The sequence below is a fragment of the Giesbergeria giesbergeri genome, assembly GCF_054779375.1.
The window spans coordinates 30395-52917 of record NZ_BAAGYJ010000010.1 but is presented as its reverse complement, the minus strand read 5'-3'; the positions used below and the strand labels follow the sequence as shown (position 1 = coordinate 52917).

The 22523-nt window shown below is 59.9% G+C and carries 20 protein-coding genes, 1 tRNA gene and 1 riboswitch; of the genes, 18 read left to right on the top strand and 3 right to left on the bottom strand.

All coding sequences use genetic code 11. The features are described 5' to 3' along the window. Positions 1–20 precede the first annotated feature (20 nt). On the bottom strand, positions 21–2273 hold the full coding sequence (gene pbpC, locus ACYVB2_RS13550; RefSeq protein WP_382433954.1) for a penicillin-binding protein 1C: 2253 nt from the start codon (positions 2271–2273) through the stop codon (positions 21–23). A 62-nt stretch (positions 2274–2335) separates the two neighbouring features. Continuing rightward, positions 2336–2412: transfer RNA gene (locus ACYVB2_RS13545), tRNA-Arg, on the bottom strand. A gap of 112 nt (positions 2413–2524) precedes the next feature. On the opposite strand from ACYVB2_RS13545, the gene ACYVB2_RS13540 reads away from it, so the two are divergent. From ACYVB2_RS13540 to ACYVB2_RS13470, 15 genes are all read left to right on the top strand, one after another. Then, positions 2525–3271: a GNAT family N-acetyltransferase gene (locus ACYVB2_RS13540; protein ID WP_382433849.1), complete on the top strand. Its 747-nt coding sequence runs from the start codon at positions 2525–2527 to the stop codon at positions 3269–3271. 101 nt (positions 3272–3372) lie between these two features. Further along, positions 3373–4248 (top strand): HlyC/CorC family transporter, encoded by an 876-nt coding sequence (locus ACYVB2_RS13535; protein WP_382433847.1) that lies wholly within the window; start codon positions 3373–3375, stop codon positions 4246–4248. Then, entirely contained in the window at positions 4245–5840 is a 1596-nt protein-coding gene (lnt, locus tag ACYVB2_RS13530; RefSeq protein ID WP_382433845.1) for an apolipoprotein N-acyltransferase, read from the top strand. Before ACYVB2_RS13535 ends, lnt begins: the two co-directional genes overlap by 4 nt. Positions 5841–5923: 83 nt before the next feature. Then, positions 5924–6448, top strand: coding sequence for a bifunctional 3-hydroxydecanoyl-ACP dehydratase/trans-2-decenoyl-ACP isomerase (fabA, locus tag ACYVB2_RS13525; RefSeq protein WP_382433843.1), 525 nt, complete (start codon positions 5924–5926; stop codon positions 6446–6448). Continuing rightward, complete coding sequence (gene fabB, locus ACYVB2_RS13520; protein ID WP_382433841.1) at positions 6445–7665, top strand: beta-ketoacyl-ACP synthase I; 1221 nt, start codon at positions 6445–6447, stop codon at positions 7663–7665. Before fabA ends, fabB begins: the two co-directional genes overlap by 4 nt. Before the next feature lie 251 nt (positions 7666–7916). Beyond that, positions 7917–8990 (top strand): type II asparaginase, encoded by a 1074-nt coding sequence (locus ACYVB2_RS13515; RefSeq protein ID WP_382433839.1) that lies wholly within the window; start codon positions 7917–7919, stop codon positions 8988–8990. A 267-nt stretch (positions 8991–9257) separates the two neighbouring features. Next, positions 9258–10163, top strand: coding sequence for a glycine--tRNA ligase subunit alpha (gene glyQ, locus ACYVB2_RS13510; RefSeq protein WP_382433837.1), 906 nt, complete (start codon positions 9258–9260; stop codon positions 10161–10163). Between the two features lie 18 nt (positions 10164–10181). After that, complete coding sequence (gene glyS / locus ACYVB2_RS13505; RefSeq protein WP_382433835.1) at positions 10182–12320, top strand: glycine--tRNA ligase subunit beta; 2139 nt, start codon at positions 10182–10184, stop codon at positions 12318–12320. Between the two features lie 13 nt (positions 12321–12333). Beyond that, positions 12334–12954, top strand: coding sequence for a hypothetical protein (locus tag ACYVB2_RS13500; RefSeq protein WP_382433833.1), 621 nt, complete (start codon positions 12334–12336; stop codon positions 12952–12954). 8 nt (positions 12955–12962) lie between these two features. Continuing rightward, positions 12963–13556: a D-glycero-beta-D-manno-heptose 1,7-bisphosphate 7-phosphatase gene (gene gmhB, locus ACYVB2_RS13495; RefSeq protein WP_382433831.1), complete on the top strand. Its 594-nt coding sequence runs from the start codon at positions 12963–12965 to the stop codon at positions 13554–13556. A 6-nt stretch (positions 13557–13562) separates the two neighbouring features. Further along, a riboswitch (S-adenosyl-L-homocysteine riboswitch) is annotated at positions 13563–13643 on the top strand. Between the two features lie 76 nt (positions 13644–13719). Beyond that, a complete protein-coding gene (ahcY, locus tag ACYVB2_RS13490) occupies positions 13720–15153 on the top strand; it encodes an adenosylhomocysteinase (protein ID WP_382433829.1) in 1434 nt (477 codons plus the stop codon). 24 nt (positions 15154–15177) lie between these two features. Continuing rightward, complete coding sequence (locus tag ACYVB2_RS13485; protein WP_382433827.1) at positions 15178–16179, top strand: TlyA family RNA methyltransferase; 1002 nt, start codon at positions 15178–15180, stop codon at positions 16177–16179. Then, complete coding sequence (metF, locus tag ACYVB2_RS13480; protein WP_382433825.1) at positions 16176–17042, top strand: methylenetetrahydrofolate reductase [NAD(P)H]; 867 nt, start codon at positions 16176–16178, stop codon at positions 17040–17042. Before ACYVB2_RS13485 ends, metF begins: the two co-directional genes overlap by 4 nt. A 110-nt stretch (positions 17043–17152) precedes the next feature. Further along, a complete protein-coding gene (locus ACYVB2_RS13475; protein WP_382433823.1) occupies positions 17153–17767 on the top strand; it encodes an OmpW/AlkL family protein in 615 nt (204 codons plus the stop codon). A 114-nt stretch (positions 17768–17881) separates the two neighbouring features. After that, on the top strand, positions 17882–18502 hold the full coding sequence (locus ACYVB2_RS13470) for a septal ring lytic transglycosylase RlpA family protein (protein WP_382433821.1): 621 nt from the start codon (positions 17882–17884) through the stop codon (positions 18500–18502). 11 nt (positions 18503–18513) lie between these two features. Here the strand turns inward: ACYVB2_RS13470 and ACYVB2_RS13465 are convergent, their stop codons facing one another. Then, positions 18514–19407, bottom strand: coding sequence for a 23S rRNA (adenine(2030)-N(6))-methyltransferase RlmJ (locus ACYVB2_RS13465; RefSeq protein WP_382433819.1), 894 nt, complete (start codon positions 19405–19407; stop codon positions 18514–18516). A 131-nt stretch (positions 19408–19538) separates the two neighbouring features. On the opposite strand from ACYVB2_RS13465, the gene ACYVB2_RS13460 reads away from it, so the two are divergent. The 3 genes from ACYVB2_RS13460 (at position 19539) to rpsI (ending at position 22416) form a co-directional block, all read left to right on the top strand. Beyond that, a complete protein-coding gene (locus tag ACYVB2_RS13460; protein ID WP_382433817.1) occupies positions 19539–21380 on the top strand; it encodes a serine/threonine protein kinase in 1842 nt (613 codons plus the stop codon). Between the two features lie 205 nt (positions 21381–21585). Continuing rightward, positions 21586–22014 (top strand): 50S ribosomal protein L13, encoded by a 429-nt coding sequence (rplM, locus tag ACYVB2_RS13455; RefSeq protein WP_091458541.1) that lies wholly within the window; start codon positions 21586–21588, stop codon positions 22012–22014. Positions 22015–22023: 9 nt separating this feature from the next. Further along, the gene (gene rpsI / locus ACYVB2_RS13450) at positions 22024–22416 is read left to right on the top strand and encodes a 30S ribosomal protein S9 (protein WP_382433815.1); all 393 of its coding nucleotides are present in this window, start codon (positions 22024–22026) and stop codon (positions 22414–22416) included. Positions 22417–22523: the final 107 nt, after the last annotated feature.

Genomic DNA, 22523 nt, shown 5'->3' with positions numbered 1-22523 from the left:
ACACAGGGGGGGTTGGGTCATCAGCGCCCGCGTTGCGTGGCAGGCGCAATGGCATCAGCACGCACCCCAGCACCGCGCACCTCAATGCGCACTTCATCCAACAGCGTGCCACGGGCATCGGTCAGGGTGATGCGGTGCCGCCCTGGCCACGGCATCCAATTCCAAGATGGGCCTTGGCCCAGCGGTTTATCGTTAAGGTGCCAGCGCAGTTGAGCGGCATTTTTGCCCGCAGCCGAGGCATTAAGGTGCAGGCGCTGGTGCTTCGGGGGAATATCTGGGTCTAAGGCCAAGATGGTGCCCGCTACCGGGTTGGTGATGCGAATCGCCTGGTCTGGTAGTGCCAGCGCACCAGCAGCGCCAGCACCGGTATCTACCGCAAACAACGCCTGCTGTGTACCTGCCACAAACCATTCTGACCGAGCAGCCTCTAATGGCGTGCTTGCAGCCCCGCCCGGCAGCAGGCCAAACTGCACAGGCACACGCACCACGCCCGCAGGAGGCATGGGGGCCAAGCTGGATTGACGCTGGTGCAAATAGCCCATGATGGCCGCCCAAATCGGTGCTGCGCCACTGCTGCCACTGACATCGTGCATGGCTACGCCGCTGGCGTTGCCCACCCAAACCCCCACGGTGTAGCGTGCCGACCAGCCCACTGCCCAGTTATCGCGCATATCCTTGCTGGTACCCGTTTTCACGGCGCTCCAAAACCGGGTAGCTAACACGCTATCTGTGCCAAAGGTGCGGGCGCGGGCATTGTTGTCCGACAAAATATCGCCAACAATAAACGCCGCCTTGGCATCCAACGCCTGCTGCCATGCAGGGGTCTGAGGTTGCCTGGGCAGTAAGGCAGAAGCCACCGGGCTAGAACGCCCACCATTGGCCAACGTACGAAAGGCATTGCTCAAGTGCAACAACGCCACTTCACTGCTGCCCAAGGCCAAGCTATAACCAAAATAGCCGCCACTTTCACGCAGTGGTAAGCCCACGGCCTGCAACTGCGCAAAAAATGCATCCGGCGACACCATCACCAGCGTACGCACGGCTGGCACGTTCAGCGAGGCAGCCAACGCCGTGCGCACCGACACCCAGCCTTTGAACTGGCGGTCGTAGTTTTGCGGGATATACAAGCCACTGGCGGTGGGGAGATGCGCAGGAGAGTCTTCAATCAGTGAGGCCGCTGTCAACCGCCGCTGGGCAATGGCCTGTGCATACAAAAATGGCTTGAGCGTAGAGCCCGGTTGACGCAGGGCCAGCACGCTATCCACCTCCGCCGCTTGGCTCAATGGGCCTGAAGATCCCACCCACGCCAGCGCCTGCCCGCTGGCGTTGTCCAACACTACCACAGCGCCATCCTCCACATTGCGACCTTGCAACTCGCGCAGGTGCTGGGTCAGGGTGTGCACAGCAAAGCGTTGCAAGGAGGCCCGCAGGGTCGTAGTGAGTTGGGCAGGCACTGGGCCCGTGCTGGCCGCTTGGGCCACAGCACGCCGGGCAAAGTGCGGCGCCACCCCCTCACTGGCAGCCCAACTGCGCCGTGACAGGCTGGCACTGGCAAGCAACTCCAACCCCAGGCAATCTTGCTCGGCTGCCGACTTGAGCGGTGTGTGGGCCTGCATAGCCCGCCAAACACCACAGGCACGCTGCCCCACCAACGCAGCTTTGGCGTTGGGCGCACGCACCAAGGCCGCTGCAATGGCAGCCTCACGCTCATCCAGCCCATGTGCGGCCTTGCCAAACAGGGTGCGACTCAGGGCGTCAATGCCCACCACTTCACCACGGAAGGGCACCAAATTGAGATAAGCCTCCAAGATTTGGTCTTTGCGCCAGCGCCGCTCCAGCACCTGGGCTGCCACGGTTTGACTGAGCTTTTCGGTCACGGTTCTGCGGCCTGCACCGGGCGGCCCCTCGGCATCGAGCAATCCTGCCAGTTGCATGGTGATGGTGCTAGCGCCCCTGGTGCGCCGATGCCAGAGATTGCCCCAAGCGGCCGCCGACACCGCTTGCCAGTCCACCCCACTGTGCTCATAAAAACGCCGGTCTTCTGACAGCACCAAAGCCGTACGCAAAGCAGGCGAAACATCCGCCAGCGCCAACCATTGGCCTCGACGGACTTGGTGGTCAGTACGCAGGCGTTGCAGCACCTCTCCTTCCCGCGAGAGCACCAAGGTTTCTGAGGGCCGAAACTGGCGCTGCACTTCATCAAAACTGGGCAGAGCGCAGGCCGCTCCAGAGCACAGGCCCGCCAACAGTAAGGCGGCCACACGGCCCACCACATGAGGGCTTAATGGGTGGAATAGGTGCAGCAGCTTGAGAATGAGAAAAATAGCAAACAAGATGGCGCGGCGTGAGGGATTCGAACCCCCGACAGCCCGGGTAGAAGCCGGGTACTCTATCCAACTGAGTTAACGCCGCAGCAGGCGGGATTCTACGGCCTTGTAGCCCCAGTTGGATGGAGGTCACAAAATTGTTGCAGTGCAACAAAAAATGCTTGGAAAGTTGCCGGAAAACACCTAAAGTGGCAGCCATGATCTCGACCAAAGACTGGCTCAAGGCATCCTGGGACGCTGGCATTGATCTGCTGCGCCCAGTGAGTGACCGGGAAACCGGCGATGCAGCATGCCCCCCCCTACCCATCACCCGGCCTACCCTGGTAGTGCCTATACGCTCACTGGGCCCCACCTACAGAGAGCGCATTGCCACCCATCTGTTGGCGTTGGAGCCGGGCGACCGTTATTTGCGCTTTGGCTATCCTGCCAATGATGCACAAATCCACCGTTATGTAGCGCAGCTGGACTTTGAGCGCGATGAAATTTTTGGTGTCTACAACCGACGCCTAGAATTGATTGCAATGGCCCATCTGGCACTGGCCCAGCATCCAGAGCATGAACAGTGCGCCGAGTTTGGCGTCTCTGTGCTGCGCAAGGCGCGGGGACAAGGACTGGGCGCACGCCTATTTGAACGCGCCACCATCCACGCCCGCAATGCCGGGGTGCGTTTGGTTTTCATCCACGCCCTGTCAGAAAACACGGCCATGCTCAAAATCGTGCGCAATGCAGGGGCTGTCATTGAACAAGACGCCGGAGAGTCTGAGGCCTACCTCACTTTGCCACCTGCCAGCCTGGATTCGCGCATGACCGAACTGGTGGAACAACAATGGGCCGAGCTGGATTACCGGCTCAAACAGCAAGCACAACAGTTCCGGCACTTTCTGGCAGGGGTGCAAGAAATACGGCAAGGAGTACAAGCAGCACGCCACCAATCGGCGGAATAAACAGCACGGTGGGAGAAACACCCACCAAAAGATACCCGAGACGGCAGCCATCCGGTATCCTACCCACTCCTTCCACTACTGCACGTCCTGCATCCAAGGCTGTGTCTGATCCACACTCTGCGCGTTGGCCCGACAGGGAAGAAAAACGCACTTTCCTGCAAAAGCTGGTCGAGTTTATTCACCCTGGGCCAGACTCCAGGGCTGAGCTGCTGGAAGTCCTGACCGAAGCCGAGAGCAATGCGCTGATCGATGCCGAAGTGCGCCTGATGCTTGAGCGCGTCATTGGCCTGACCGATGTACGCGCAGGCGATGTGATGGTGCCAGCACCACGCATGGATATGCTTTCAGTCGATGCCTCGCTGGATGCACTGCTGCCCACCATCATCGGAGCCGGACACTCTCGTTTTCCGGTGTACCAAGGCGAACGCGAAAACATCGTTGGTATCCTGATTGCCAAAGACCTGCTCAAATTGCAGCACAGCCCACAACTGTCTGTGCGTGATCTACTGCGTCCGGCCATGTTTGTGCCCGAAAGCAAGGGGCTCAACGATCTCCTGCGTGAGTTTCGTGGCAATCGCAACCACATGGCCGTCGTCATCGATGAGTTTGGCCGGGTTGCTGGGCTCATCACCATTGAAGACGTGCTGGAACAAATTGTGGGCGAGATCGAAGACGAGTTCGATCTGCCCGAAGACCAGGGCGATATCCTCACCCTGCCCGACAAAACTCACCGCATCAGTGGCGACACCCCCATTGCACGGTTGACCGAAGCCCTAGGGGTGGCATTGTGCAGCACCGATACGGCCCTGAGTTTTGAGACCATCGGTGGCCTGATCGCCCACGAAATGGGCCATGCCCCTCGGCGCGGAGAGCAAATGCAGTTGTCAGGCCTGCAATTTTCTGTGCTGCACACCCGCGGTGGGGCTGTGCGCTGGTTGAAAGTCACTCCGGCAGCAACGCCACCCACTCTCCCGTGATAGCGCCAACGACAGCACGGACAGCAAACCCGTGGGTTCGGGGGGCATTGGCCCTGTGTGCAGGCGGGGCACAGGCGGCTTCGCTGGCTTGGCCAGGCAGTGGTCAACCTTTGTGGTGGTTGCAACTGGCATCCATCGCCGTATTGGCTTGGCTAGTGCGCCCGCCTGTGCCTTGGCGTCAGGCCGCACGGTACGGGGGCATTTTTGCAACCACATGGCTGGCAGGCACCTTTTGGTGGTTGTTTATTTCTATGCACACCTATGGCGGATTGGCAGCGCCATTGGCCGTGTTGGCCGTGCTGGCACTGGCCGGTTTTTTAGCCAGCTACTATGCTGGGGCACTGGCCCTGTTTGCCCAATTGGCACCACGCCAGCACCGAGGGCTGACAGCACTCGCCTTTGGCAGCGTCTGGCTTTTAGCAGAATTGGCCCGTGGCACTTGGTGGACAGGCTTTCCCTGGGGTGCTAGCGGTTATGCCCATGTAGACGGCCCACTGGCCGCGCTAGCGCGCACAGTAGGGGTGTATGGCATTGGCTTTGTGACGGCGGCAGTGGGCATGCTGATGGTGCAGACCCAACGCACCGACCTGCACCGCCTTCGTGCCTGGCTGCTCGGATTGGCTCTGCTCGGTGGGCTGGGCCTGCTGCATTGGCAACGCGATTGCGCCATCGATCTGTGTGCATCCACCTCAGCGCCACAGCCCCCCCCTATCACCTTGGCCCTCTTGCAAGGCAACATTCCCCAAGATGAAAAATTTCAGCCCGGCAGCGGCGTGCCATTGGCACTACGTTGGTATGCCCGCGCTCTGAAGAGTGCTCAGGCAGACCTGGTGATTGCCCCAGAAACGGCCATCCCCTTGCTGCCACAGCAATTGCTACCTGGCTATCTGGAGGGGCTAGAGCAACACTACCGCTCTGGGGCACAAGCAGCCTTGTTGGGCATCCCGCTGGGAGATATGCGCCAAGGCTATACCAACTCGGTGATTGGCTGGCAGCTTGGGCAACAGACCGCTTACCGCTACGATAAACACCATCTGGTGCCTTTTGGCGAATTTATCCCGCCACTGTTCAAGTGGTTTACCGAGATGATGAACATCCCATTGGGGGACTTCAACCGGGGCGCGTTGGCCCAACTGCCCATGCACTGGCGCGGGCAACGCATTGCCCCCAATATCTGCTACGAAGACTTGTTTGGCGAAGAACTGGCCGCCCGCTTTGCCCACCCCACCCAGGCACCCACAATTTTTGTCAACTTCAGCAACATTGCTTGGTTTGGTGACAGCCTAGCCATCGACCAACATTTACACATCAGTCGAATGCGGGCGCTAGAGTTTGAGCGTCCCATGGTGCGTGCAACCAACACCGGCGCCACCGCCGTCATTGACCACCGAGGCAAAGTCACATACCAAGTGCCACGCCTGACGCGCACCATACTGACCGCACAGGTGCAAGGGCGTGATGGCCCCCCCACGCCCTATGCCTTCTGGGCGGCACGTTGGGGCTTGTGGCCCCTGTGGGCAGGGGCTACTCTGGTACTGTTGCTGGCATGGCGCACACAACGGTCTGCCACAAGGCCCTCACTGGCGGGATAATGGAGGGTTGACACCGCCCGCAGGCGGACTACAAAGCAGAGAAACCGAAGCGGCATGGCCGCTGTTGTGGAGCACGATTGAACATGGCAGATTCCTTTTCCTATGAACAACTGATTGCCTCGGGCGAAGGACGGCTGTTCAGCCCCGACAGTGGCCGTCTGCCGCTGCCCCCTATGCTGATGTTCGACCGCATCACCCATATCGATGCCGATGGCGGCGCCCACGGACTGGGCCGCATCGTGGCCGAGTTGGACGTCAAACCCGATCTGTGGTTCTTTGCCTGCCACTTCCAAGGCGATCCGGTCATGCCCGGCTGCTTGGGGCTGGATGCGATGTGGCAATTGATTGGCTTTTACCTCACTTGGCTGCAACTGCCGGGCCGGGGTCGTGCCTTGGGTGCAGGTGAAGTCAAGTTCACCGGCGAAGTCGGGCCAGATGTCAAATTGGTCACCTACGAAATCGACATCAAGCGCGTGATCAAGCGCAAGCTGAATATGGCCATTGGCGATGCCCGTCTGTTGGCCGATGGCAAAGAAATTTATGTCGCCAACGACCTGCGCGTAGGGTTGTTCATGCGTGAGGGCGAGGGCAAGGAGACCGCAGCATGAGCAAAAAACGGGTAGTCATCACAGGCACGGGCATTGTCTCGTGCATTGGCAACGACCGGGCCACAGTCGTGCAATCCCTGCGCGAGAGCCGCTCTGGCATTCGCGCGATGCCCGCCTTTACCGAGTTGGGGCTGCGCACCCAAGTGGCAGGCATTCCGCACATCAACCTCGAAGAACGCATCGACCGTAAGCAATTGCGTTTTATGGGTGATGCAGCAGCCTACGCGCACATCTCTTTGCAAGACGCCATTGCCCAAGCGGGCCTCACACCCGCGCAAGTCTCGCACCCGCGCACCGGCTTGATTATGGGTTCGGGCGGTGGCTCTCCTGCCAACCAAATCGAAGCCGCCGATGTGCTGCGCAGCAAGGGCATCCGCCGCGTCGGGCCTTACCAGGTCACACGCTGCATGAGTTCTACCGTGTCGGCCTGCTTGTCGACCAATTTTGCCATCAAGGGCATCAACTACTCCATCACCTCGGCTTGCAGCACGTCGGCCCATTGCATTGGCGCAGCCGCGCAGCAAATTGCTTGGGGGATGCAGGATGTGATGTTTGCTGGTGGTGGCGAAGAACTGAGCTGGGGCATGGCCTTGCTGTTTGATGGCATGGGTGCCATGTCCAGCAAGTACAACGAAACCCCCGAGAAAGCCTCGCGCGCCTACGATGCCCACCGCGATGGCTTTGTCATCGCTGGAGGTGGCGGCGCGGTGGTGTTGGAAAGTCTAGACCATGCTTTGGCCCGTGGCGCGACCATTTTGGGCGAAGTGGTCGGTTTTGGTGCCACTTCGGATGGCGAAGACATGGTAGCCCCCTCGGGCGAGGGTGCCATTGCCTGTATGCGCCAAGCCATTGAGGGCTTGGATGGCCCGATTGATTACATCAACACCCACGGCACTTCCACCCCAGTGGGTGATGTGCCTGAACTGCGGGCCATCCGCGCTGTGTTTGGCGATGCCATTCCGCCGTTTTCGTCCACCAAGTCGCTCACCGGGCATTCGTTGGGCGCTACCGGGGTGCAAGAGGCCATTTACTGCCTGTTGATGCTGCAAGACGGCTTTATCGCTGGTTCTGCCAACGTCGAGACCTTGGAGCCTGCCGCCGAGGGTATGCCGCTGGTCACCGTCACGCGCAACGCACCCATCCGCACTGCTCTGTCCAACAGCTTTGGCTTTGGTGGCACCAACGCCAGTTTGGTGCTGCGCCGCTGGGAGCCATAAACCGCTCACTCAGCCTTTGCGGTCGCTCCTGTTATGGCCTGCCTGCGCACCACGGTGCAGGCAGGCTTTTTGCTTTTTGGCCACAAGCCCAGCCTCATGGGCTCGGGGTAAACGATAGGTTCATCAAAATTCAACCAATTTCTGATCTATGTGGGTACCAATTTCTCATAAGATGGTGTACCGCCCAACAGGCGGACAGGGGTCATCCGCCCAACCGGCGGGGCCTGAACCATCATCTGGAAAGCTTACTCATGCACATTTCCTCTCCCATCTCGCGCCGCTGGTTTGCTGGCGTCGTGCTGTCTGCCATGTCTGCCGTTGCAATGGCCCAAGCCGCCAAACCCCATGTGGTTGTGCTGGCTACCGGCGGCACTATTGCTGGTGCAGGCGCATCGGCAGCCAATAGCGCCACCTATGCAGCCGCCAAAGTCCCCGTAGACAAACTGCTGGCGGGCCTGCCTGAGTTGAGCAGCGTTGCCAAGGTCTCTGGTGAACAAGTGTTCCAGATTGCCTCCGAGAGCTTTACCAACGAGCATCTGCTCAAGCTGGGCCAACGTGTCTCTGCTCTGAGCAAGCAGGCCGATGTGGATGGCATCGTCATCACCCACGGCACTGATACGCTGGAAGAAACCGCCTACTTCCTGAACTTGGTAGTGCGCACCACCAAACCGATTGTGGTGGTGGGCTCCATGCGTCCCGGCACGGCTTTGTCGGCAGATGGCGCGCTCAACCTGTATGACGCCGTGAGCGTGGCTGCCAGCAAGGATGCCACAGGCAAGGGCGTGCTGGTCACGATGAACGACGAGATTCAGAGTGGCCGTGATGTGAGCAAGAGCATCAACATCAAGACCGAAGCCTTCAAGAGCCAATGGGGGCCGCTGGGCATGGTGGTAGAGGGCAAGAACTACTGGTTCCGCGCCCCGGTCAAGCGCCACACCATGACGTCTGAATTCAACATCGACGACATCAAAGCCCTGCCTGCGGTAGATATTGTCTTTGGCTACAGCAACATGAACACCACTGGCATTGAAGCTTATGGCAAAGCCGGCGTGAAGGCGCTGGTACACGCTGGCACCGGCAATGGCTCGGTGGCTGCACAAGCGGTGGACTCGCTCAAGGCTCTGCGCGCCCAAGGCGTACAAATTGTGCGCTCGGCCCGCGTGCCCGACGGCTTTGTGCTGCGCAATGCCGAGCAACCTGACGACAAATACGACTGGGTTGTTGCCCACGATTTGCGTCCCCAAAAAGCCCGCATCTTGGCGATGGTGGCCCTGACCAAAACCAATGACAGCAAAGAATTGCAACGTATCTTCTGGGAATACTGATCTTCCAAGATAGGATGTTGCGTCCCTTCCAAGCAGTTGTTTGGAAGGTGAGCAGGCCAAAGGGCAACACGCCCCGAATGTGCCATTTGACAAGGCCAGCACCCCCAAAGGGTGCTGGCCTTTGTTGCTGCAAGCCGCGCAATCTGCGCCCGTATCACCCGCCCCCTAAAATCATGGGCTGCACACACGCGGTGGCACCACCCTCGCGCGCCTTTTTACCCTTTCTTATTGCCCGGCCCTGGCCCCGCCAGCGGGCCTCTCAAAGCCATGTTGACCTTCCAGCAAATCATCTTGAAGTTGCAGTCCTACTGGGATGCCCAGGGCTGCGCACTCCTGCAACCCTACGACATGGAAGTGGGCGCTGGCACCTCGCACACCGCCACCTTTTTGCGCGCCGTTGGCCCCGAACCTTGGAAGGCAGCGTATGTGCAACCCAGCCGCCGCCCCAAAGATGGCCGCTATGGCAACAACCCCAACCGCCTGCAGCACTACTACCAGTACCAAGTAGTGCTCAAACCCGCACCCGCCAACATTTTGGAGCTGTATCTGGGCAGCCTAGAGGCGCTGGGCTTTGACCTCCAAAAGAACGACATCCGTTTTGTGGAAGACGATTGGGAAAACCCCACGCTGGGCGCTTGGGGCTTGGGCTGGGAAGTCTGGCTCAATGGCATGGAAGTGACGCAGTTCACCTACTTCCAGCAAGTGGGCGGCATAGACTGCAAACCCGCCACTGGCGAGATCACCTACGGCCTTGAGCGTCTGGCGATGTACCTGCAAGGCGTAGACAACGTCTACAACCTGCAATGGACAGACACCCTCAAATATGGTGATGTGTACCACCAAAACGAAGTCGAGCAGTCCACCTACAACTTTGAGCACTCCGACGCCGATTTTCTGTTTACCGCCTTCAATGCCCACGAAAAGCAGGCCCAATACCTGATGGAGCAGCAACTCGCCCTGCCCGCCTACGAGCAAGTGCTCAAGGCCGCACACAGCTTTAACCTGCTGGATGCACGCGGTGCCATCAGCGTGACCGAGCGCGCCGCCTACATTGGTCGCATCCGCAACTTGGCACGGGCCGTGGCGCAAAGCTACTACGAAAGCCGTGAACGCCTGGGCTTTCCGATGGCCCCGCGCGAGTGGGTCGCACAAATCCAGAAAAAATCCGCCTGAAGACGGGAGAACCCCAACATGACCACACAAAACCTGCTCGTCGAACTCTTTGTCGAAGAACTGCCCCCCAAAGCCCTGCAAAAGCTGGGCGATGCCTTTGCGGGCCTGTTGTTTGAGCAACTCCAAGCCCAAGGACTGACCTCTGCCGACACCGTGGTCACGCCCTATGCCTCGCCACGCCGCTTGGCTGCGCACATCAGCCACATTTGGCTCAAGGCCGAAGACAAGCCCGTGCAAGTCAAGCTGATGCCCGTGGCCGTGGGTCTGGATGCCCAAGGCCATGCCACCCCCGCCTTGCTGAAAAAACTGGCCGCCATCGGGGCCGACATTGACCCCACCGACCCCGCTGCCGTGGCAGCCAGCTTGCACCGCGCTCCCGATGGCAAAACCGAAGCCTTGTTCTATCACAGCCTTGTCACTGGGGCCACGTTGGACATCGGCCTGCAAAAAGCCTTGGATGAAGCCATTGCCAAGCTGCCTATTCCCAAAGTCATGACCTACCAATTGGAGCGCGACTGCGAGCTGCCTGGCTGGAGCAGCGTGCATTTTGTGCGCCCAGCCCACGGCTTGGTGGCACTGCATGGCAGCACCGTGGTGCCCGTCAAGGCGCTGGGCTTGCAGGCAGGTCACAGTACCCAAGGGCACCGTTTTGAAGCCACTGTGTCGCCCGTGGCAATTCCAGACGCCGACAGCTACGCCACCACCTTGGCGCGCGATGGCGCTGTGATTGCCAGCTTCACCGAGCGCCGCGCCAACATCGCCCGCCAACTGGCCGCAGCAGCCGAGCGCATCGGCAACGGCGTGCGCCCCATTGACGATGCCGCCTTGCTGGATGAAGTCACGGCGCTGGTGGAGCGCCCCAACGTGCTGGTATGCCAGTTTGAAGCAGAATTCCTCGACGTGCCGCAGGAATGCCTGATCCTCACAATGAAGGCAAACCAAAAATACTTCCCACTGCTGGATGCTGCGGGCAAGCTCACCAACCAGTTTTTGGTGGTCAGCAACATCAGCCCCGAAGACGCCAGCGCCGTGGTGGGTGGCAACGAGCGCGTGGTGCGGCCCCGTCTGGCCGATGCCAAATTCTTCTTTGACCAAGACCGCAAAAAGACGCTGGCCTCGCGCGTGGAATCTTTGGGCAAAGTGGTGTACCACAACAAACTCGGCACCCAAGGCGAGCGCGTGCAGCGCGTGCGCGCCATTGCCCATGCCATTGCCCAAGCTTTGGGCGATGCCGCCCTGCCCCAGTGGATAGACCAAGCCGCCTTGTTGGCTAAAACCGACCTGGTGACCGACATGGTGGGCGAGTTCCCCGAACTGCAAGGCATTATGGGCCGCTACTATGCCCTCAACGATGGCTTGAGCACCGACGTGGCCGATGCCATTGAAGACCACTACAAGCCCCGTTTTGCCGGCGATACCTTGCCACGCAACACCACCGGCGTGGTGGTGGCGCTGGCCGACAAGCTCGAAACCTTGGTCGGTATGTTTGGCATTGGCAACCTGCCCACCGGCGACCGCGACCCGTTCGCGCTGCGCCGCCATGCCTTGGGCGTGATTCGCATGTTGGTGGAAAAAGACCTGCCGTTAGACTTGGGCACACTGCTGGCCAGCGCCGTTCCGGCCTTTGGCGACAAAATCCAAGACGCCACCCCGGCTCTGGCCGACTTTATCTATGACCGTCTGGCAGGCTCCTTGCGCGAGCAAGGCTACCGCGCCCAAGAGGTGGAAGCCGTGCTGGCCCTGCGCCCGCAACGTCTGGCCGAAGTCGCCAAGCGCCTCGAGGCTGTGCGCGCCTTTGCCGCCCTGCCCGAAGCCCCCGCTTTGGCCGCTGCCAACAAGCGCGTAGGCAACATTTTGAAGAAGGCCGGCGAAGTCGATGCCCATGTCAACCCGGCACTATTGCAAGAGCAAGCAGAACAAGACTTGTTTGCTGCCTTGCAACGCTTTGTGCCCGAGGCCAATGCGCAATTTGATGCGGGCGACTACACCACCAGCCTACAGACGCTGGCCGTGCTGCGCGCACCTGTCGATGCCTTCTTTGATGATGTGATGGTCAATGCAGAAGAGCTGGATCTGCGCCTGAACCGCCAAGGTCTGCTCAAAACCCTGCACGAAGCCATGAACCGCGTGGCCGACTTGTCACGTTTGGCCGCTTGAGGGCAAAACAGGCATGGCATTGACGGCACAGCAACGCATAGCATGGTGGCTGTTTGCGCCCCCTGCACTGTTGGCCGGATTGCGCTGGCTGTTGCAATGGCAAGAAGGGCGCGGCCCAACCATCACCGCGCTACCACTGTCACCCTTTGCTGGGGCGCAGCCCTTGTCGGCCATGCTCTGGCAGTTGGCTGGGCCATTGTTGGCCTTGCTGGTGCTAACGCTCGGCCTGTGGCTGGTGCGGCGGCGCTGGGGCTGGCACACCGTGCAACGCATGCTGTTGGGGTTGTGGGTTGCCGTTTGTTTGGTGGGCTGTGCAGCCTTGCTGTGGCGGCCCTACAACCTACAAGGCTTGCAACCCTTGGCCCCGGTGCAAGCACAAGTCTTGGGCAGCCATGCCAAACTTCCCAATCTGCGCAGCACCGGTGGCACCGAGCTGGTATTGCGCATCGCCAACCTAGAGCCTTTGCAACAGGTGCTGATCGACGATCCACAGGCGGCCCAATGGCAACCTGGGCAAACCACATTACTGTTGCAATGGGCGCAGGGACGCCATAGAGGCTTGTTTATCACGGGTTGGCAGGTGCTTGCCCCCACAGCGCCAGCAGCTACCACACCTGCGGCTTTGCTCCCATAATCTGGCCCATGAAACTCGCCATTCTTGACCGTGACGGCACCATCAACGCCTTGGGCGAGGATGAGTTCATCACGTCCCCTGCTGACTGGAAACCCCTGCCCGGCGCTTTGGATGCCATTGCCCGACTCAACCATGCGGGCTGGCATGTGGTAGTGGCTGCCAATCAGCCAGGGCTGGGGCGTGGCCTGTTCGACATGGTCACGCTCAATGCAGTGCATGCGGCCATGCACAAACAACTGGCCGCTGTAGGAGGGCGCATTGACGCGGTGTTTTATTGCCCCCACGCCCCCGATGAAGGTTGTCATTGCCGCAAACCCGCTCCGGGCCTGCTAGAGCAGATTTGCGAGCGTTATGGTGTCGACCCAGACAAAGTGTGCATTATTGGCAGTTGCTTGTCACACATGCAGGCAGGTGCCGCTGTGCATGGCATTCTGCACTTGGTTTGCACCGGCCAAGCCGCCGGAGTAGACCCCAGCGCACCGCTGCCCCCCGAATGGCCCGCCGGTGTCCAAACCCATACCAGCATGGTGGCGCTGGTGGATCATTTGCTGGCTCCCCCCAAACCCCCAGCCACCACTGTGCTGTCTGCCAACTCCGTATAATCGGCCACTTCCGAGGAGCGTTGCAGCGCCCCCAGCACAGCGGGGCGTGAGGCTCGGAACCCACCCTAGCAACGACGCTCATCCACTTCCGGTGCGGTGAGCTTTTCTTTTCTGCAATTTCCGTGTCGGCCAGTGGTTTGTTCACCCCTGTTTGGAGCCGCCCATGAATGCACCTTCTTCCACCTTTGCCAACGCCGATTGCGCGATTGCCGACATCACCTTGGCCGCTTGGGGCCACAAAGAAATTCGCATTGCCGAGACCGAAATGCCCGGCCTGATGGCCATCCGCGAAGAATTTGCCGCCAGCCAGCCCCTCAAGGGCGCGCGCATCACCGGTAGCTTGCACATGACCATTCAAACGGCGGTGCTGATTCAAACGTTGGAAGCACTGGGCGCACAAGTGCGTTGGGCCTCGTGCAACATCTTCAGCACCCAAGACCACGCCGCCGCTGCCATTGCCGATGGTGGTACGCCCGTGTTTGCTGTCAAAGGTGAATCGCTCAAAGACTACTGGGACTACACCCACCGCATTTTTGAGTTTGGCGCAGCCGGCACCCCCGGCGAAGGCCCGAACATGATTTTGGACGATGGCGGCGATGCCACCATGCTGATGCACTTGGGCCAGCGCGCCGAGAAAGACCTGTCCGTTTTGGACAAGCCCACCAGCGAAGAAGAAACCATCCTGTTTGCCGCCATCCGCGCCAAACTGGCGGTAGATGCCACTTGGTACACCCGTAAGTCGGCTGACATCATCGGCGTGACCGAAGAAACCACCACCGGCGTCCACCGCCTGAACGAGATGTCGGCCAAGGGCACGCTGCTGTTCCGCGCCATCAACGTCAACGACTCCGTCACCAAGAGCAAGTTTGACAACCTCTACGGCTGCCGCGAATCCTTGGTGGACGGCATCAAACGCGCCACCGATGTGATGATTGCCGGCAAAGTCGCCTGTGTGGCCGGTTATGGCGATGTGGGCAAGGGCAGCGCCCAAGCCCTGCGCGCCCTGAGCGCCCAAGTCTGGGTGACCGAGATTGACCCCATCAACGCCCTGCAAGCCGCGATGGAAGGCTACAAAGTGGTCACGATGGAATACGCCGCCGATAAGGCCGACATCTTCGTCACCACCACCGGCAACCGCGATGTGATTCGCCACGAACACATGGTGGCGATGAAAGACCAAGCCATCGTCTGCAACATCGGCCACTTTGACAACGAAATCGATGTGGCCTCGATTGAGCAATACGAGTGGGAAGAAATCAAGCCGCAGGTAGACCACATCAAGTTCCCCGATGGCAAGAAAATCATCCTGCTGGCCAAGGGCCGTTTGGTCAATTTGGGCTGCGCCACCGGCCACCCCAGCTTTGTCATGAGCGCCTCGTTTGCCAACCAAACCATCGCCCAAATTGAGCTGTTCACCAAGCCCGAGCAATACCAAGCCGGTAAGGTCTATGTGTTGCCCAAGCATTTGGACGAAAAAGTGGCCCGCCTGCACCTGAAAAAAGTGGGTGCCATGCTCACCGAGCTGACCGATGCCCAAGCCGCCTATATTGGCGTACCGAAAAACGGCCCCTACAAGGCCGACAGCTACCGCTACTAAGCCAACCAGAGAGTGTGACCCGCTATGCGTGCAGATGTTTTTTTGGTAGAAAAAGGCCATGCCGCCACGCGCTCGCAAGCGCAGCGGCTGATTGCAGCCGGGGTGGAGTGGCGCTTGTCGTCCTTTGCGCCGTGGCAAAAAGTGGCCAAAAACGGCGATGAAATCCCAGTCATGGCCGAGTTGCGGTTACTCGATAGCGCCGAGGCCAAATACATCTCGCGCGGTGGTCTCAAACTCGAAGGGGCGCTGGCCGCCACGGGCTTTTCCGTGGCCGGGCTGCGCTGCTTGGATGTAGGCCAAAGCACCGGCGGCTTTACCGATTGCCTGCTGCAACAAGGCGCAGCCCAAGTGATTGGCGTGGACGTGGGCCACGGCCAGTTGCATGAGCGCCTGCGCCAAGATGCGCGGGTGGTCTGTGTGGAAGGGCTGAACGCCCGCCACCTGACCGCCGAGAGCCTGCAAGCGGCCTGCGAATTGGCGCTGTCTGAAGTGGTGGAAGAAGACCCCGAAGACAACGACACCCAGCCCGTGGCCCCGTACAGCTGGATGCGCAATGGCGGTGTGGTCGATGAAGCCTACGACGACAGCGATGATGCCAAAGAGCACGATATCGAAGCCTTCAAAGCCGAGCGGGCCGCCAAACAGCAAGCCCGTCAAGCGGGCACGCTGCCGGTGCAACACCGTCGCCGTGCTGGGCTAGAAGACGTCAACATCACGCCGGAGTTTGACTTCATCACGGGTGATTTGTCGTTTATCTCTTTAACCTTGGTGCTACCGGCCTTGGTGCCCTTGCTGGCTCCCGGTGGCACGCTGCTGATGTTGGTCAAACCGCAATTTGAACTGCAACCCGGCCAAGTGGGCAAGGGTGGCATTGTGCGCGATGCCAGCCTCTATCCGGTGGTGGAGCAGCGCCTCCGCGAGGCTTGCGCCAGTGCTGGGTTGCCAGTGCAAACGTGGCTAGATAGCCCGATTGCTGGCGGTGATGGCAACCGCGAATTCTTTATTTCTGCTCGGAGGGCGGCATGAGCGCATCCAAACCCCTTTCTTCTGCTGTTAGCGCATTGCCGCTGAGTGTGGAATTTTTCCCACCCAAAACTCCCGAGGGGGCTGAGAAGCTGCGTGCCGTGCGCCAGCAACTGTATGCACTGCGGCCCGAGTTCTGCTCCGTCACCTACGGCGCGGGCGGCTCGACACAAGACGGCACGCTGCAAACCGTACAGGCCATCTTAGACGAGGGCCAACAAGGCGCTTCGCATTTCACCTGTGTGGGCGCTTCGCGCGACTCGGTGCGCGAAAAGCTGGCCCTGTTCCAATCGATGGGACTGCGGCGCTTAGTGGCCTTGCGCGGCGATTTGCCCAGCGGCTACGGTGGTATGGGTGAATTTCGCTATGCCGCCGATCTGGTGGCTTTCATCCGCGCCGAAACCGGCGACCACTTCCACTTGGAGGTAGCAGCCTACCCCGAGATGCACCCACAAGCCAAATCCCCAGAAGCCGACTTGCAAGCCTATGTGGCCAAAGTCAAGGCCGGGGCCAATTCGGCAATCACACAATTCTTTTTCAATACCGATGCCTATTTCCGCTTTGTCGATGACGCACACCGGCTAGGCGCTGACATACCCGTGGTGCCAGGCATCATGCCCATCATCAACTCCAGCGGCATCTTGCGCTTTGCCGATAGCTGCGGGGCAGAGGTGCCACGTTGGATTCGCCTGCGCCTGCAATCCTATGGCGACGATACCGCCAGCATCAAAGCCTTTGGCTTGGATGTAGTCGCCCAATTGTGCGAACAACTGCGCCAAGGCGGGGCACCTGCTTTGCACTTTTACACCATGAACCAAAGCACAGCCACACTGGAAATTTGCCAGCGCCTCGGCCTAGCACAGTGATGTTTTTTTACCCAGCCAGCATGGTGCTTGACGCATGTCAAGCACCATCCGGGCGTAGCGTTTTCCAATCCAGCCTAGGGAATGTTCCCTGGTTTTTCCGGATTTCCTTCATGAAAAAAACTACCCTGGTCGCCGCCCTGCTGGGTACCGTGTTGTCGTCCTCCGCGTTTGCACAACCAATCACCGAAGGCTCCTGGATGGTGCGTGCCCGTGCTGTGCATCTGGACAGCAGCAACGGCGACTCGACACCTCTGGGCCTGTCCGTCAACAACAAGTGGCTGCCAGAAGTTGATTTCACTTACTTCTACACCAAAAATCTGGCTGTCGAGTTGATCCTGACCGTGCCACAAAAACACACCTTGTACTCCAATGGTGGTGCTATCGGCTCCTTCAAGCACCTGCCTCCCACCCTGACAGCACAGTACCACTTTACCGATCTGGGCAAGATCAAGCCCTATGTGGGCGCTGGTGTCAATTACACCCGCCTGTCGAGTGTGAACTTCGCGCCTACGGTGGCCGCCGCCCTCAACCCCTCGGTAGACAAGAACAGCTGGGGCTTGGCTATTCAAGCCGGTGTTGATATTCCACTGGGCAACAATCTGTACCTGAATTTGGACGTGAAAAAGGTGCAAATCCGTACCGATGTGTCCTCTTTTGGCAAGAATGTGGGTGAATTCAAGGTCGATCCCGTACTGTTCGGCATCGGTCTGGGCTGGCGCTTCTAAGCCCCCCACTGTTGGCCTGTCCATCCCGCCTTGTGCGGGATTTTTTCTGGGTATGGGGCACCTATCCACTGCGCTACCATCAGCGCCCCTGCTTTTTTGGAAAGGCCCTGGCGCATGTCCCTGTTGCCAACTATCCGATGGTGGCGGTGTCGCCCCGTGCAACTGCTGATCTATGCTTTACTGACGCTGGGAGCAGGCATCGCCAGCGCCAACGACTCCACCACGCCACCGCCGCCGGAGGAAGACTCCCCCAGCGCCACCACCACCCCACCGCCCCCGGCTCTAGGCCTCAAGGTGCCTGACGCTGGAGCATTGGTCGTGCCGGTGCAAAGCGATCTCATCGGCACCGACAGCACAGGCAAAACGGCACCAGAAGCTACCGGCTTGCCCCAAGTAGATTTGCAGTTTCCGCAGGAATATGGCTTGGCCTCTTGGTACGGCGCCAAACAGCATAAGAAACGCACCGCCAGTGGCGAATTATTCGACATGCACGATTTCACGGCGGCCCACCCCACCCTGCCCTTTGGCTCCAGGGTGTGTGTGCGCAGCGCCCTCACCGGGCGTGAGGTCGTCGTGCGCATCAATGACCGGGGGCCACATGGTGGCAAGCGTGTCATCGATATCAGCCGCGCGGCGGCTGAAGCCTTGGGCATGGTTCAGCTTGGCACCAAGCCTGTGACCCTGCATACCTTGCCCGACGACGATAGCACTTGTCCACCACCGGAGTCAGACTAAGCGGCCCACCTCTAGCTGCCCGACTCTAAGGTGTGGGCAGCATTGCGGTCTTGCCCCAACCACTGCACCATTTGCGGCAACGCCTCCTTCAACGTTTCTTTCAGCGTGTAGGGTGGGTTGATCAAAAACATACCACTGGCTGGCAAGCCTGGGCGTTTGCTCTGACCTTCTAGGGTTTCGGTGATTTTGCTGGACTTGACAGTGAGTGTGGCGTGCAGCCAACTCTTGCCCGCCTTCTGGGCCATCGTCTTGAGGCGCCGGGGCAAATCATGCGCTTCGGGGCGTGGAATGATCGGATACCAAATCGCATAGGTGCCCGTAGCAAAACGCTTGAGACCATCCTGCACCATATCGAGCACCTTGCCATAATCGGTCTTGATCTCGTAACTCGGATCGCACAACACCAGCGCACGCCGCGATGGTGGGGGCAAAAACTTCTTCACCCCTTCAAAACCGTCTTCGTGCAGCACAGCCACCTGGCGGCCTGCCTCCAGTTGGGCCACATTGCCCACCAAGGCACGCATGTCTGAGGGGTGCAACTCAAACAGTTTGAGTTTGTCGTGGCTGCGCAGCAGCCGCTGGATGATGAAAGGCGAACCCGGATAGATCTTGGTGCTGGCACCCGCGTTAAAAGAACGTACCAAATCGATATAGGACTGCAATGCCGGAGCCAATGGCACATGGGCCGCACCCGGCACCGTCAAGCGTTGGATACCATCGGCAGCCTCGGCGCTGGTTTTGGCGTAATCTCCATCAAGACGGTACAGGCCCGCACCCGCGTGGGTGTCCAGCACCATCAGGGCGGCCTCTTTTTCGGTCAGGTGTTGCAGGGCGGCAATCAGCACAGTGTGCTTGAGCACATCGGCATGGTTGCCTGCGTGGAAGGCATGGCGATAACTGAACATGGCCCTATGGTAACGATCACTGCGCTGGATCAGCATTTTTTCATCGTTATCATGGATGATGGCGCTTTTTTACGGCATCTGCGCTGATTGTTCTTGATGCCCTTTTCTTTTGCCCTCTGGTAGCCGCCACCATGTCCGAACCCTCCCCCAGCACCCCCGTATCCGCCATTTACCATGCGGATGCTTTGCCCCCGGGGACACGCTTGGGTGAGTTCGAGATTCTTGCGCTGCTGGGCGTGGGTGGTTTTGGCATGGTGTACCAAGCCTTCGACCACTCCCTGCACCGCTCTGTGGCGATCAAGGAATACATGCCTGCAGCGTTGGCAGGGCGTGCGCAAGATCTGTCTGTGGCAGTGCGGGCGCTGGCCGATGTGCCCGCCTTTGAAGCCGGGCTACGCTCCTTCATGGGAGAGGCGCGGATGCTGGCCCAATTTGACCACCCTTCATTGGTCAAGGTGTTTCGCTTCTGGGAGGCCCACCATACCGCCTACATGGTCATGCCGCTGTACAGCGGCATGACTTTCAAGCAAGCACGATTACAAATGCGTGCCCCCCCCTCCGAGGCTTGGCTGCGCCAAGTGCTGTGGTCGGTATTGGGCGCCCTGCGCACACTGCATGAGGGGCACACGCTGCACCGTGACATCTCGCCCGACAACATCTTCTTGCAAGATGCTGGCCCCCCAGTGCTGCTAGACCTTGGCGCAGCACGCCACGCCATCAACGACCGTGAGCGCAAGCACACCGCCGTACTCAAGGTCAACTACGCGCCCATTGAACAATATGCCAGCGGAGATGCCGACCTGCCGCAAGGCCCGTGGAGCGATCTGTACTCACTGGCCGCCGTGGTCTATGGGTGCCTGTGCAATGACATGCCCGAGCCATCCACCCTGCGGGCCATTCGTGACCGCATGGTGCCCTTTGCCCGTGTAGCCCGTACTGTGGGGCAACAGTTTGGTCAGGTCTACTCACCGGCCTTCGTCAATGGCATCACGCAAGCCTTGGCACTGCGCCCACAAGACAGGCCCCAAAGCATCGATGCCTTGCTGCAACTGCTGGAGATGACAACTGCCCCAGCCCCACTGGGTGCCTTTGACTTTCGGGCCGCTTTGGGAGACATTTGGGTGGAGCCCACCGACCAGCCCAACGCCGGCCCAATTCCAACGGTAGACCTGTCTTCACCCAAGGCCGTCAGCGCCGGCCCAATCCCCGCCCCCGCAACCTCCTCGCACAGCCGCCCAATGGCCGATGCTGGCGACACCATCTTGCTAGAGGACGTGCAGGACACCCTGCTCATGCATGGGCCAGACACCCTCATCCAAGAGATGCCCCCCGAACCTATCGGGCTGGAGTCGAGTTGGCCCGAGCGGGCCTCACGGCGCCCCCACACCACCAGCACACCAGCTGCGGCCCCTACCAAGGCTGGGCGCCGCTGGGTAATATGGGCGGCCGTGGCTGCGGTGGCGGTGGCAGTGACTGCCGGGATCGGAGCGTATGCAAGCCGCAGCCCAGCCAAGGCCACAGCCCCCGTCGAAGACATCATCACCGAGAAGGCAGACCCCGTTCCCACGCCCGCTCCAACCACCACGCCAGCGCCCCCGCCTGAACCAGCAGTCCCCACCGCCGAAGTGCTGCCAGAAGGCCCAGCGCCAGCCTTTGTTGAGAAAACCGACCCACGGGCACTGTCGCAAAACGCCCCGCCCAAACCGCCTCCCAACCGCAAGCCCACCAGCACAGCCACGGCCACTGCAACTACCACACCGGCCCCAGCCCCAACAGCCCCGGCGGCAGAAGCCCCTGTAACCCACGCCCCCAGCCCCCCCAAGCCTGCGCCAGCGTTGTGCGAAGACAGCGGTGTATTAACCCGCAGCATGTGCCTGCGCCGGGAGTGCCGCCAACCCGCTTTTGTCAATTTGCCCGCCTGTGTGGAGTTTCGCAAGCAGATGGAGCCGCTGGAAGTACGTTCATCCAATTAAGACTACCCGTCAAATAGCCTGCGCTATATAATCGCGGGCTTCGCAGCGTTTGCGCGACTCCGCGGCGAAGGGTAATCAGTGGTTCAACACCTGCTTTGCCTATACCACCTAAGAGGTTTCCTCCAGAGAAACACCGACCGTGGAAAAGAGTCCCCAGGACGCCAGCCCCTGTTCAGGCTGGTCAAACCCTCGAAAGAAACACAGCATGAAAACTTTCAGCGCCAAGCCCGCTGACGTGCAGCACGAGTGGTTTGTGATTGACGCCACCGATAAGGTGCTCGGACGGGTAGCCAGCGAAGTTGCCCTCCGTCTGCGCGGCAAACACAAAGCCATTTACACACCTCACATCGATACTGGTGACTTCATCGTCATCATCAACGCTGCCAAGCTCAAGGTCACCGGTACCAAGAACCTGGACAAGGTGTACTACCGCCACTCTGGCTACCCCGGCGGCATCACAGCCACCAACTTCCGTGACCTGCAAGCCAAGTTCCCTGGCCGCGCACTGGAGAAGGCTGTCAAGGGCATGTTGCCCAAGGGCCCACTGGGCTATGCCATGATCAAAAAGCTGAAGGTGTATGGCGGTGCCGAGCATCCGCACAGCGCCCAACAGCCCAAAGTGCTGGAAATCTAAGGAGCCGAGATGATTGGTGAATGGAACAACGGCACTGGCCGTCGCAAATCCAGCGTAGCCCGTGTATTCCTGAAAAAAGGCACTGGCAAAATCACGATCAACGGCAAGGACGTCCAAGCCTACTTCGGTCGCGAAACCTCCATCATGATTGCCAAGCAACCGCTGGTACTGACCAACCATGTCGAGACCTTCGACGTGCAAGTCAATGTCCACGGTGGTGGTGAATCCGGCCAAGCCGGTGCTACCCGCCACGGCATCACCCGCGCCCTGATCGACTACGATGCCACGCTCAAGCCCGCACTGAGCCAAGCTGGTTTCGTCACTCGTGACGCCCGTGAAGTCGAGCGTAAGAAGGTCGGTCTGCGTTCTGCACGCCGCGCCAAGCAGTTCTCCAAGCGTTAATCCGCTTTTTTGCCTGCTACCCAAGCCGCCCAAGGTTCGCCTAGGGCGGCTTTGTTGTTGGTGGGGTCTCAGTAATGACCCTAGGCAGATGGATGGCAAGTGCCGTC